Below are 13,478 nucleotides of genomic sequence, written 5' to 3' on the forward strand. Positions count from 1 at the left end.
CCCCTCACCCGATTTGCTACGAAATCGACCTCTCCCAAGGGAGAGGTGAATCGTGATCGTGGCCGAACCGATTCATTCTGACTTGATCCCGATCTGGCTCTGACGGCGCCGCGGATTTACGGCCGTCATTATTCCTAAACGGCTTCTTAACGCGCCGGCCCCTATGATTCCAGGCGGACGGGCTGCGGCGTTTGCCGGGCACCAAGCTTTCACGACCGGGCGTATGGGCCAGAAATCGACCGAGCGGCTGAGGGATTATCTCGCGCAGCTTCCGCCGCAATCGCAGGCGCTGCTGATGCGCGAGCTGGAGCGCGCCGTCGAACGTGGCGACGACGTCGCCATCGCCAATCTGGTGCTGGAGCAGCTGCGTAAGATCGTGCGCGGCGTCGAGCAGGACGAGCAGACCCAGCCGCGCAGCGACGATCCGGCGCGGCTGCTGTTCCGGCCGCTCGAGCCGTTCCTCGCCGAGACCAATTTCCCGACCCGGCCGGGCCAGCTCCGGCGCGCCTCGCTGCTGCCGATCTGGCAGTGGCTGGCCCGCGAGGGCGCGCCCGAGGCGGCGCGCGAATTCGAGGCGGCGCTGGCTGTGGCCTCGGAGAGCGGTCCGATGGAGGTCGCCGCACGCAAGTTCCAGCTGGCCGCCGCGGAAGCCATCCTCAAGATCGCCGGGCCTTCCCAGGACGACCGCCAGCGCGCGCTGTCGCGGGTCGGCCCGCCGAGCGTTGTCGAGGATCTGTTGCCGATCGGCCTGGTGCTGCAAGCCCGCGAAGCGCTGGAAACCCTGGGAAGCCGGCTGCCGAGCCAGATCCGCGTCTTTGCGGAGGGCCAGATCGCCTCCGCGACGGAGGCGCTCAAGCTGCCGTCGTTGCAGACGCCGCAACTGCTGCCCTTCGCGTTGTCATTGATCGCGCAGCGGCTCGCCGCGCCATGGCAGATCATCCGCCTCGCGGTCAAGATGGCGGCCTCGGACGACGAATTGCGGGTCGCGGCAACGCCCTATGGAATCGCCGTCACCATCGCGTTGCACGACCTGTCGTTCGTCGCAGCCTGTCTGCGCACCGACATCCGGCGCGGGCATTTCGATTATGTCGGCGAGCAGCTCAAGACGCTGCATGACGGCGTCCGCGGCCTGCGCACCGAGCTCGACCTGCGCAACGATTCCACCTGGGGACGCCAGCTCACCTCGGTTCGCGCCGATACCTCCAATGCGCTGCAATCGGAGATCGACAGCGTGCCCGGACGGGTCCGCCGCATCCTGCGCCAGCGCGCCGACAAGGACATCGTGGCCGGCGCCAAGATCGACGCGTCCGAGGTCGAGGACGCCGCCGCCCTGATCGATTTCGTCGCAGTGTGCCGCACCTATGCCAGCGAGCTCGCCATCAACGAGGTGACGCTGCGGACCTTCTCCGACCTGCAACATTACGTCGAGCAGTCGACCGAGGGGCTGGTGCAGTCGCTGCGCGGCGGCGATGCCCGGGTCCGGACCTTCCGCCAGCAGCAGGTCAAAGCCGCGATCCGCTTCTGCGAGGTGCTGTTCGGCCACGACTACGCCTCGCTGATGAACCGGGCGGCGGAGAATGCCGTCACCGGCGAGCGGAAGTCGTCGCGGGCGGGGTAGCGGGATCGCGGACAATGGCGGGAAATTACGATAACAAACCTACTATAAGTTGAAATGGTCGTATCTCAGGGCGGGCGGTCCTGCATGCGTCACCGGCACGTCACCGCGATTGCTTCTACTTCGGACAGGGCACTTGGCAATGCCGCTACATCCGTTATTGCGTAGTGTCCCAATATGGCGAAGCCCGACATTGTATGGCACCGCATGCGCGTTGGTAATATTCATTCCAGGACTCGCACTGGGAAGTTTACGGAATGCGGAAATTCTCTTGCTGCCTCGTTGGTTCGTCGAAGTCGTTTTCCCTTACTCGATCCTTCCGCTGGAACGATGGCTATTGCTGCTGTTGCCTGTGGGGAATGCCCGGTTCGGGAAGCTGGATGTAAGCAGTTTTCAACCAGATGTTTTCACCCAACAGATATTTGTTGCCGCGTTCCTCTCGTTCTTTGCCGTGCCGCTGATTTTGACGTTGCAGGCACTCGCTGGCGCGACCGATTTCAGGCTCTTGCAACAGAGACCCTCGGCGATTTTCCGATCATTGATCGTATGCGGACTAGCCCGTCAGATGTCGGCATTCACTCTGCTGCTTCGTGTCCCGAGTCCGAAGTTGCCGACTGAATACGTCGTATTGCCGTTCGTCTACTTCACGGCTCCGCTGGCCTTGATCCTGTTTACGAGCATGGCTGGCATCGGGCTGTGGCTGCTCGTCGCAGCCGTCGCGCGCTATGCGTTTCCACCTGGGTAAGCGGCCGTCATTCGAGTGCCGGCGACGGGCGCTTTGCATGGGGTTGTTTTGGCAATTTTGGTAGCGCTCACCTTGGCCCGAAACGGGTTTGCCATACCGCCGGAACGCCCGCCGGAAGCCGCCTGATTTCGACCTTCGGTCGATCCAGCAATTGTCAATTGCCCGGCTCGCCGCCGGTAGTGTAAATCGATTCTAAGGCGGCTTGCCGGAAGCCGCCGTTCCATCCGGGAACCGCTTGATGACGCTGTGGTTTGTGTTCGCGCTGATGACGGTCGCGGCGATCTTTGCCGTGCTGTGGCCGCTCAGCCGGCGCGGGCGGGCGGACACCGGCGGTAGCGAGGTCGTGGTCTACCGGGATCAGCTTGCGGAAATCGACCGCGACCTGGCCGCCGGCATCATCGGCGCCGCCGAGGCCGATGCCGCGCGGATCGAGATCAGCCGCCGGCTGCTGGCCGCCGCCGACCATGGCGGGAACGATACCTCGGTACAGGGCAGCCTCAGCCTGCGACGTGCCGCCGCGATCGTGGCGCTGGTCGGGCTGCCGGTGATTGCTGCGAGCTTCTATCTCGCGCTCGGCTCGCCGCGGCTGGGCGACTTTCCGCTCGCCGAGCGCAGCAAGGTCGCCGATGTCAACCAGCCGCTCGCCAATCTGGTCGCGCAGGTCGAGGCCCATCTGGAGAAGAACCCGACCGATGGCCGCGGCTGGACGGTGCTGGCGCCGGTGCTGTCGCGCCTCGGCCGCTATGACGACGCCGTCCGCGCCTATCGCAATGCCATCACCTATTCTGGCGACAATGCCGATCGCCGCGCCGATCTCGGCGAGGCGCTGATGGGCACCTCCGGCGGTGTGGTCACCGCGGAGGCCAAGGCGGAATTCGAGCGCGCGGTCGCGCTGAATGGCGACGATGCCAAGGCCAGCTACTTCCTCGGCCTCGCCGCCGAGCAGGACGGCCGCAAGGCCGATGCCGCGGCGCTCTGGCAGAAGATGCTGGCGAAGGCGCCGTCCGATGCGCCGTGGCGGCCGATGGTGCAGGCCGCGCTGCTGCGGGTCGGCGGCACGGTGCCCGCCGGCGTCAGCGCGCCGGCGCTGCCCGATGGCGCGGTGGCTGCCGCCAAGGACATGAGCGAGGCCGATCGCGGCGCCATGATCCACGGCATGGTCGACCGGCTGGCGACCCGGCTGAAGACCAACGGCGACGATGTCGAGGCCTGGCTGCGGCTGGTGCGGGCCTATCTGGTGATGGGCGAGCGCGACAAGGCGATGAGCGCGCTGGCGGATGCCCGCCAGGCGGTAGCCAACAATGCGGATCGGTTGCGTCAGCTCAATGAAGGGCTGAAGAATCTCGGGCTCGATGGATAGATCATGACGCCGAAAAATGCGCAGCGGTTTTCGGACTACGTCGTGAGCAAGGATGCACCATGACCAGGAAGCAACGGCGTTTGACACTGATCGGCTGCGCGCTCGTCGTGCTCGCGATCGCCGCGGGCCTGGTGCTGAACGCTTTGCGCGATTCCATCGTGTTCTTCTCGACGCCGTCGATGGTCGCCGAGAAGCATCTCGGTCCGGGCAAGCGTTTCCGCCTCGGCGGCCTGGTGGAGCAGGGCTCGCTGAAGCGCGGCGACAATCTCGCGGTGACCTTCACCGTCGCCGACGGCAGCGCGACGCTGCCGGTCGCCTACAAGGGCATCCTGCCGGATCTGTTCCGCGAGGGGCAGGGCGTGGTGGCGGAAGGCGCGCTCGATGCGTCAGGTGTGTTTCGCGCCGACACCGTGCTCGCCAAGCATGACGAGACCTATATGCCGAAGGACGTCGCCGATGCCCTGAAGAAGCAGGGCCACTGGAAGGACGATTACGGCAAGCAAGGCATGCCGAGCGCCTCCGCGGCGCCGACCCAGGGAGCCATGCGGTGATCGCCGAAAGTGGACATTATGCGCTGGTGCTGGCGCTTGGGCTCGCGCTGATCCAGTCGATCGTGCCGATCATCGGCTCGCGCTGGCGCGATGCAGCGTTGATGAACGTCGCGCGTTCGACCGCGCTCGCGCAATTGCTGTTCGTCGCGGCGTCGTTCGCGGCGCTGGTGACCTTGCACGTCACCTCGGATTTCTCGGTCGCCAACGTCTACGAGAATTCGCATTCGCTGAAACCGCTGCTCTACAAGATCACCGGCGTGTGGGGAAACCATGAAGGCTCGATGCTGCTGTGGGTGTCGATCCTGGCGCTGTTCGGCGGCCTGGTTGCGGCGTTCGGCAACAATCTGCCGCTGTCGCTGCGTGCCCATGTGCTGGCGGTGCAGGCCTGGGTCGCCAGCGCGTTCTATCTGTTCATCCTGATCACCTCGAACCCGTTCCTGCGCATCGCCAACCCGCCGCTCGAGGGCCGCGACCTCAACCCGGTGTTGCAGGACATCGGCCTCGCGGTGCATCCGCCGATGCTCTATCTCGGCTATGTCGGGTTCTCGATCTCGTTCTCGTTCGCGGTGGCGGCGCTGCTGGAGGGGCGGATCGACGCCGCCTGGGCGCGCTGGGTGCGGCCGTGGACGCTGGTGGCCTGGATCTTCCTGACGCTCGGCATCGCGATGGGCTCGTACTGGGCCTATTACGAGCTCGGCTGGGGTGGCTGGTGGTTCTGGGATCCGGTCGAGAACGCCTCGCTGATGCCGTGGCTGGCCGGCACCGCGCTGTTGCATTCGGCGCTGGTGATGGAGAAGCGCAACGCGCTGAAGGTCTGGACCATCCTGCTCTCGATCCTGACCTTCTCGCTGTCGCTGCTCGGCACCTTCCTGGTGCGCTCCGGCGTGCTGACCTCGGTCCACGCCTTCGCCACCGATCCGACGCGGGGCGTGTTCATCCTGCTGATCCTGGTCGTGTTCATCGGTGGCAGCCTCTCGCTCTATGCCTGGCGCGCGCCGGCGCTGAAGCAGGGCGGGCTGTTCGCGCCGATCTCGCGCGAGGGCGCGCTGGTGCTCAACAATCTGCTGCTCACCACCGCATGCGCGACCGTGTTCATCGGCACGCTGTATCCGCTGGCGCTCGAGGTGCTCACCGGCGAGAAGATCTCGGTCGGCGCGCCGTTCTTCAACTACACCTTCGCACCGCTGTTCGTGCCGCTGCTGATCGCGGTGCCGTTCGGGCCGCTGCTGGCCTGGAAGCGCGGCGACCTGCTCGGCGCGGCGCAGCGGCTGATGGTGGCCGGCGTCATTGCGCTGGTCGCGATGGCGTTGGTGCTTGCCTGGACCTATGGCGGCGCGACGCTGGCGCCGCTCGCGATCGGGCTTGCGGTGTTCGTCATCATCGGCGCGCTGTGCGATCTTGCCGAACGCATCGCGCTGTTCCGGATTCCGTTCTCGCTGACGCTGCGCCGCGCCCGCGGCCTGCCGCGCGCAACCTGGGGCACGGCATTCGCGCATGCCGGGCTCGGCGTCGCGCTGATCGGGATCGTCTGCGAGACCACCTGGAACAGCGAATATATCGGCGCGATGAAGCCGGACGACGTCGCGCCCGTCGCCGGCTACCAGTTGCGGCTCGACGGCCTCAACCAGCGGCAGGGGCCGAACTACCGCGAGATGGTCGCGCAATTCACCGTGACGCGCGACGGCGAGAAGATCAGCGTGATGACCCCGTCGAAGCGCAATTTCACCACGCGCGGCGCCTCGACCACCGAGGCCGCGCTGCTGAGCCGCGGCGCCAGCCAGCTCTACATCTCGCTCGGCGACACCTCGGCCGACGGCTCGATCGCGGTGCGCATCTATCACAAGCCGCTGGTGCTCCTGATCTGGTGGGGGCCGGTGCTGATGGCGTTCGGCGGCCTGCTGTCGCTATCGGATCGTCGCCTGCGGGTCGGTGCGCCGAAGCCGGCGAAAGCCGCGGCCCGCGCGTTGCAGGCGGCCGAGTGATGCGGCGCCACGGTGTTGCAGCCGCCGTGCTGGCGGCGACCCTGGTGCTCGGCGCGATGCCCGCACGCGCCGTGCTGCCCGACGAGATCATGGCCGATCCGGCGAAGGAGGCGAGGGCGCGAGAGCTCTCCAAAGAGCTGCGCTGCATGGTCTGCCAGAACCAGTCGATCGACGATTCCGAGGCACCGCTGGCGCGCGACCTCCGCCTGCTGGTGCGCGAACGCATCTCGGCCGGTGACAGCGACCGCCAGGTGATCGATTTCCTGGTCGCCCGCTACGGCGAATTCGTGCTGCTGAAGCCGCGGCTCAACGAGCATACGCTGGTGCTGTGGCTGACCCCGCCGCTGGCACTCCTGCTCGGCGCTTTCGCGCTCTGGCGCCTCGGCCGGCGCAAGGCAAATCCGGCCGCGAGCGGGGAGGATTCCGGCTCCGGACTGAGCTCCGACGAGCAGGCCCGGCTCGACCGCCTGCTGGGCGCCGAATCCGCGCCGGACAAGCCGATTTAGTTCCTTCCTAAGTCCTTTATTTGGCTGCGCTATTCTGCCGCAGCGCTGACCTGCTCAATTACCAAAGTTTAATTCCGCAGCCAGCGCGCCGTAAGGCTGATGACCCCATGTTCAGACGCATCAGGTGCTCGCCCCCGCACCGACTGATTCTGGCCCTGGAGATCCCTGCACATGACCGACCGTCCCGACCTCTCGTCCCTTCCGTCCTATAAGGCGCCGAAGCGCTCGCTGTTTTCCGCCCGCAAGTTTGCGCTGATGGCGTCGGTCGTGGCCGGCCTCGGCGCCGCCACCTATGCCTTCAGCCCCTCGCACAATCCCGCCGACCTGTTCACCACGCCTGCGCATGCGCAGGTCAACAACGAGGTCAAGAAGGTCCAGCAGCCGGTCGGGTTTGCCGACATCGTCGAGCGGGTCAAGCCGTCGGTGATCTCGGTCAAGGTCAACATTCGCGAGAAGGTCGCGAAGGACGACAGCGGCAACGACGATTCGCCGTTCCAGCCGGGTTCGCCGATGGAGCGCTTCTTCCGCCGCTTCGGCGGTCCGGATGGTCTGCCCCCGGGCCTGCGCGGTGGACCGCGTGGCGGTGGCGTGGTGACGGGCCAAGGCTCCGGCTTCTTCATCTCGGCTGACGGCTATGCGGTGACCAACAATCACGTGGTCGATGGCGCCGACAAGGTCGAGGTCACCACCGACGACGGCAAGACCTATTCCGCCAAGGTGATCGGCACCGATCCGCGCACCGATCTCGCGCTGATCAAGGTCGAGGGCGGCTCCAACTTCCAGTTCGCCAAGCTGTCCGACACCAAGCCGCGGATCGGCGACTGGGTGCTGGCGGTCGGCAACCCGTTCGGCCTCGGCGGCACCGTGACCGCCGGCATCGTTTCGGCCTCCGGCCGCGACATCGGCAACGGTCCGTATGACGACTTCATCCAGATCGATGCGCCCGTGAACAAGGGCAATTCGGGTGGCCCGGCGTTCGACGTCTCGGGCGAGGTGATGGGCGTCAACACCGCGATCTACTCGCCGTCCGGCGGCAGCGTCGGCATCGCGTTCTCGATTCCCGCCGCCACCGTCAAGAGCGTCGTCGCCCAGCTGAAGGACAAGGGCTCGGTCAGCCGCGGCTGGATCGGCGTCCAGATCCAGCCGGTGACCTCCGACATCGCCGACAGCCTCGGCATGAAGAAGGCCGAAGGCGCGCTGGTTGCCGAACCGCAGGCCAATGGCCCCGCGGCCAAGGCCGGCATCGAGTCCGGTGACGTCATCACCGCGGTCAACGGCGAGCCGGTGAAGGATGCGCGCGAACTCGCCCGCACCATCGGCGGCCTCGCGCCCGGCAATGCCGTGAAGCTCAACGTGCTGCACAAGGGCCAGGACAAGACTGTCAACATCACGCTCGGTCAGTTGCCGAACAGCCTGGAAGCCAAGGCAGACACCGACAACAGCGACAAGGGCAACTCGTCCCGTGGCACCGACGTGCCGAAACTGGGCCTCACCGTGGCGCCCGCCAACAGTGTGGCCGGCGCCGGCAAGGAAGGCGTGGTCGTGACCGAAGTCGATCCCAAGAGTGCTGCCGCTGAGCGGGGCTTCAAGGAAGGCGACGTGATTCTCGAGGTCGCCGGCAAGTCGGTCGGCACTGCCGGTGAGGTGCGCGATGCAATCACCGCGGCGCGCAATGACAACAAGAACAGCGTTCTCATGCGCGTGAAGAGCGGCGGTTCGTCGCGCTTTGTGGCAGTGCCGCTGGCCAAGGGATAACTATCTATGAGTTGGGAAGCGTCGCCGGCATCAGTCGCCCCCGCCGACGGCGCTTTCCGGGGGGCGGGCCCCTTGCTCGCTCCCTATGTTGCCTTTCGATGGAATATGCCCCCCTCCGTCGGAAGGTCTCAGGGCGGTGAGGTCCCCCAGCTTCACCGCCCACTTTTTTCCTCCCCGCATGATCCGGAAGAGTGGCGACCGCTGTTCCGGTCGGATCATGCAGCCACAAGATTTCGAGATTACGCGCGGTCGTCTTGCATGTGCAGGCCGGCCGCGCCATGCTGAGAGAGGGCCAATTCCCGTGACCGCAACCGCTCCGCAAATGCGCATCCTGATCATCGAAGACGACCGCGAGTCCGCCGACTATCTGGTCAAGGCATTCCGTGAAGTCGGCTACATCGCCGATCTCGCCTCCGACGGCGAGGAAGGCCTGTCGATGGCCGAGACCGGCGATTACGACGTGCTGGTGGTGGACCGCATGCTGCCGAAGCGTGATGGCCTGTCGCTGATCGGCAGCCTGCGCGACAAGGGCAACCGGACGCCGGTCCTGATCCTCTCGGCGCTCGGCCAGGTCGATGACCGCATCAAGGGCCTGCGTGCCGGCGGCGACGACTACCTGCCGAAGCCCTATTCGTTCGCCGAGCTGCTGGCGCGCGTCGAGGTGCTGTCGCGGCGCAATGTCGGCCCGGCGGAGGAGACCACCTACAAGGTCGGCGATCTCGAGCTCGATCGCCTGTCGCATCGCGTCGCCCGCGGCAAGGACGAGCTGACCTTGCAGCCGCGCGAATTCCGGCTGCTCGAATATCTGATGAAGCACGCAGGCCAGGTGGTGACGCGCACCATGCTGCTCGAGAACGTCTGGGATTATCATTTCGATCCGCAGACCAACGTCATCGACGTTCACATCTCCCGGCTGCGATCCAAGATCGACAAGGGGTTCGAGCGCCCGCTGCTGCATACGATTCGCGGCGCGGGGTACATGATCCGCGACGGCATCAGGTAGATCGTGACGGCCTTCGGCAAACTGATCCGCACCACGGCGTTTCGGCTGACGCTGGTGTATCTGTTCCTGTTCGCGCTGTTCGCCGCCTCGCTGCTGGCCTATTTCGCCTGGAACACGCGTCGGCTGATCACCGAGCAGATCACGGTGACGGTCAACGCCGAGGTCAACGAGATCACCGACATCTACAACCGCCGCGGGCTGCGCGGCCTGCTCAACAGCATGGGCTATCGCGCGCTGCGGCCGGGCGCCAATCTCTATCTCCTGACCGCGCCGAACGGGCAGGCGCTGGCCGGCAATGTCGGCTCGCTGGCGCCGGGCGTGATGAGCGTCCAGGGCTGGACCGAGACCGCCTATCGGCGGATCGACGACCAGGACAAGACCGACCATCGTGCGCTGGTGCGGGTCACCCAGATGGAGAACGGCTTCCGTCTCCTGGTCGGACGCGATCTCGAGGAGAGACGGCGGCTGTTCGGCATCGTCGCCAAGGCCGCACAATGGTCGATTCTGGTCGTCATCGTGCTCGGCCTCGGCGGCGGCATCTTCGTCGCGCGCCGCGTGCTGCACCGGATCGATGCCATGACCGGCACCACCAAGCGCATCATGGCCGGCGATCTCACGGGCCGGCTGCCGGTCGGCCGCAGCGGCGACGAGCTCGACCGCCTGGCGGAAAATCTCAATGCCATGCTGGAGCGCATCGAGGCGCTGATGACCGGGCTGAAGGAGGTCTCCGACAATATCGCCCATGATCTCAAGACGCCGCTGACGCGGCTGCGCAATCGCGCCGAGGAGGCGCTGGCGCGGTCCGGCTGCGAGGCCGACTATCGCGCGGCGCTGGAGCGGACGATTGAGGAGTCCGACGGGCTGATCCGCACCTTCAACGCGCTGCTGATGATCGCGCGCGCCGAGTCCGGCCAGGCGCGCGGCAACATGGACGATTTCGACGGCGCCGACGTCGCCAACGGCATCCACGAGCTGTACGAGCCGCTGGCCGAGGACGACGGCATGACGTTGCAGGTGAAGACCGAGCCGGCGCCGATCCACGGCAACCGCGAATTGATCAGCCAGGCGGTCGCCAACCTGGTCGAGAACGCCGTCAAATATGGCAAGCCCGGCTCGGGTGTCGAGCCGCTGAAGGCCGATGCGCGGGAGATCCTGATCGAGGCGCGGCGCGAGGGCGATCAGGTGCTGCTCAGCGTCACCGACCATGGCCCCGGCATCCCCGAGAGCGACCGCAAGCACGCGGTGGAGCGCTTCGTCCGGCTGGAGGCGAGCCGCACCTTACCCGGTTCCGGTCTCGGCCTCAGCCTGGCCTCGGCGGTCGCCACGCTCCATGGCGGCGAGCTGCGGCTCGGTGATGCCCATCCAGGGCTGGTGGCGACCCTGGTGCTACCCGCCCGGGTCGGCGGCAGTGACAGGCTTGCGGCTCAAACGCAGGATGTGCCACAGAAGGCGGCATGAATGCCGCCGCGCCGGGAAACGCGGGTCGACATTGTCTGGCCGCGCGGTTCGCGGACGGACCGCATGTCGCCGCGCCCAACTCCGCCGATCAACGCCTGACGGACTGGTTCGCCGAGCTCGAGCCGGCGCAATCGGCCGCGCTCGAGGCGCTGCTCGGCCATCCCTTCGCGCGGGACATTCTGCGCGGCATCGCCGAATACTCGCCCTATCTGTTCGAGCTCGCGCGCGCCGATGCCGCGCGGCTGATCCGGATCCTGTCGTGCGACCCGGAGCCGCATCTGGCGAGCCTGATCGAGACGACCTCGCGCGAGGTGCTCGCCGCCGGCAGCGAGGCCGAGGTGATGGTTCTGCTCCGCCGCATGAAGGCGGAGGCGGCGCTGATGATCGCTCTGTGCGACATCGGCGGCGTCTGGCCGGTGATGCGGGTGACCGCGGCGCTGACCGACATCGCGGTCAATTCGGTGCAATTGGCGCTGCGCTATCTGTTCCGCCAGGAGGTCGCGCGCGGCCGGATGACCGCCGCCGATCCCGAGCATCCCGAGGTCGGCTCCGGCCTGATCGTGCTCGCGATGGGCAAGATGGGTGCGGGCGAGCTGAACTATTCCAGCGATATCGATCTGATCGTGTTCTTCGATCGCACCGTCACGTCGCTCGCCGAGGACATCGAGCCGCAGCCGTTCTTCGTGCGCGTCACCCAGGCGATGGCGCGGATGCTGCAACAGCGCTCGGGCGAAGGCTATGTGTTCCGGGTCGATCTGAGGCTGCGCCCGGACCCGGCCTCGACCCAGGTCGCGATCTCGACCGACGCGGCGTTGCATTATTACGAGCGCGAGGGGCGCACCTGGGAGCGCGCTGCGATGATCAAGGCGCGGCCCTGCGCCGGCGATCCAAAGGCCGGTGACGCGCTGATCGGCGAGCTCGCGCCCTTCGTCTGGCGCAAGCATCTCGACTTCGCGGCGCTGGCCGACGTCCACGACATGAAGCGGCAGATGCAGACCTATCGCGGCCAGAGCGAGATCTCGGTCGAGGGCCACAACGTCAAGGTCGGGCGCGGCGGCATCCGCGAGATCGAGTTCTTCGCCCAGACCCAGCAGCTGATCGCCGGCGGCCGCCATCCCGAGCTGCGGGTGCGGCCGACGCTGGAGGCGCTCAACGTGCTCGCCGACAGCAACTGGATCACCCTCGAGGCACGCGACGAGCTGACGATTGCCTACGAATTCCTGCGCCGGGTCGAGCATCGGTTGCAGATGATCGCCGACGAGCAGACCCATTCGCTGCCGGAAGCGCCCGAGGAGGTCGAGCGGTTCGCGCATTTCTTCGGCTACGAGAATCGCGAGGCTTTCGCCGGCGATCTGCTCCGTCAGCTCAAGATCGTGCAGAACCACTACGGCAAGCTGTTCGAGGGCGACGATCCGACCGGCACGGCCAGGCTGCCGGATGTCGATTACGGCGCCGGGCCCGAGGACGGCCGCCTGATCGAACATCTCGCTCAACTCGGCTTCAAGAAGCCCGTTGCGGTGGCCGGCACTGTGCAGCAGTGGATCGCGGGCGATTATCGCGCGCTACGCGTCGAGGCGACGCGGGCGGCGTTCCTCGAATTCATTCCCGGCCTGATCGACGGCCTCGCGCATGCCGAGGAGCCGGACGACGCGGTGGCGGCATTCGACCGTTTCCTCGGCGCGCTGCAGCGGGGCGGGCGGCTGATCTCGCTGCTCAGCCAGAACCGAGATTTCGTCGCGCTGGTGGCGCTGATCCTCGGAGCCGCACCACGGCTCGGCGACATGCTGGCGCGGCAGCCGCAGATCATGGACGGTCTGGTCGATCCGCGTTTCTTCGGCGCGATGCCGGACAAGAAGGAATTGTCGGAGCGGCTCGCCACCACGTTGCAGGATGCGTCGTCCTACGAGGACTTCCTCGATCGTCTGAGACTGTTCGGCCAGGAGAGCCTGTTCCTGATCGGCACGCGGATCCTGTCCGGCACGGTGTCGGCGCAGCACGCCAGCACCGCCTTTGCCGATGTCGCGGAGGGTATCGTGCACACCGTGCACGGCCTCGTCACCGACCAGTTCGCCGCGCAGTACGGCCGGATCAAGGGGCAGGAGACCGCGATCCTGGCGATGGGCCGGCTCGGCAGCCGCGAGATGACGGCGTCGTCCGATCTCGATTTGATCACGCTCTACGATTTCGACAGCGAGGCGCCGGACTCCGACGGCGAGCGCTCGCTGCACGGCGCGCAGTATTTTGCCCGCTTCACCCAGCGCCTGATCAGCGCCTTCACGACCCGGACCAATTACGGCGTGCTCTATGAGGTCGATATGCGGCTGCGCCCGTCCGGCCGTGCGGGCCCGGTCGCCTCGCGGATCGACGCGTTCTCGGACTACCAGGAGCGCGAGGCCTGGACCTGGGAGCACATGGCGCTGACGCGTGCCCGCGTGATCTCGTCGTCGCCTGAATTCCGCGAGAGGATCGAGGCGATCATCCGCAGCGTCCTGACCCGGCCGCG

10 protein-coding genes are annotated in these 13,478 nt (G+C 66.6%); all 10 read left to right on the plus strand.

The window, feature by feature from the left end; translation table 11 throughout:
* The first annotated feature begins 223 nt into the window (after positions 1-223).
* A complete protein-coding gene (locus B2W55_RS06515; RefSeq protein ID WP_024579599.1) occupies positions 224-1,618 on the plus strand; it encodes a hypothetical protein in 1,395 nt (464 codons plus the stop codon).
* Between the two features lie 268 nt (positions 1,619-1,886).
* A complete protein-coding gene (locus B2W55_RS06520) occupies positions 1,887-2,360 on the plus strand; it encodes a hypothetical protein (RefSeq protein ID WP_024579600.1) in 474 nt (157 codons plus the stop codon).
* Between the two features lie 238 nt (positions 2,361-2,598).
* Positions 2,599-3,720 (plus strand): c-type cytochrome biogenesis protein CcmI, encoded by a 1,122-nt coding sequence (gene ccmI / locus B2W55_RS06525; RefSeq protein ID WP_024579601.1) that lies wholly within the window; start codon positions 2,599-2,601, stop codon positions 3,718-3,720.
* 59 nt (positions 3,721-3,779) lie between these two features.
* The gene (gene ccmE / locus B2W55_RS06530; protein ID WP_024579602.1) at positions 3,780-4,271 is read left to right on the plus strand and encodes a cytochrome c maturation protein CcmE; all 492 of its coding nucleotides are present in this window, start codon (positions 3,780-3,782) and stop codon (positions 4,269-4,271) included.
* Positions 4,268-6,253, plus strand: coding sequence for a heme lyase CcmF/NrfE family subunit (locus B2W55_RS06535; RefSeq protein WP_024579603.1), 1,986 nt, complete (start codon positions 4,268-4,270; stop codon positions 6,251-6,253). The genes ccmE and B2W55_RS06535 overlap by 4 nt, the downstream gene beginning before the upstream one ends.
* Entirely contained in the window at positions 6,253-6,759 is a 507-nt protein-coding gene (locus B2W55_RS06540; RefSeq protein ID WP_024579604.1) for a cytochrome c-type biogenesis protein, read from the plus strand. The genes B2W55_RS06535 and B2W55_RS06540 overlap by 1 nt, the downstream gene beginning before the upstream one ends.
* A gap of 171 nt (positions 6,760-6,930) precedes the next feature.
* A complete protein-coding gene (locus tag B2W55_RS06545; RefSeq protein ID WP_024579605.1) occupies positions 6,931-8,514 on the plus strand; it encodes a Do family serine endopeptidase in 1,584 nt (527 codons plus the stop codon).
* A 322-nt stretch (positions 8,515-8,836) separates the two neighbouring features.
* Complete coding sequence (locus B2W55_RS06550; protein ID WP_029878846.1) at positions 8,837-9,517, plus strand: response regulator transcription factor; 681 nt, start codon at positions 8,837-8,839, stop codon at positions 9,515-9,517.
* Positions 9,518-9,520: 3 nt separating this feature from the next.
* Positions 9,521-10,975: a sensor histidine kinase gene (locus B2W55_RS06555; protein WP_024579606.1), complete on the plus strand. Its 1,455-nt coding sequence runs from the start codon at positions 9,521-9,523 to the stop codon at positions 10,973-10,975.
* Positions 10,972-13,478: bifunctional [glutamine synthetase] adenylyltransferase/[glutamine synthetase]-adenylyl-L-tyrosine phosphorylase (locus B2W55_RS06560; RefSeq protein ID WP_291532196.1), on the plus strand; the 2,507-nt coding region annotated here is incomplete at its 3' end. The genes B2W55_RS06555 and B2W55_RS06560, both read left to right, overlap by 4 nt.

It is taken from the genome of Bradyrhizobium sp. UBA2491 (assembly GCF_002341725.1).
GTDB lineage: Bacteria > Pseudomonadota > Alphaproteobacteria > Rhizobiales > Xanthobacteraceae > Bradyrhizobium.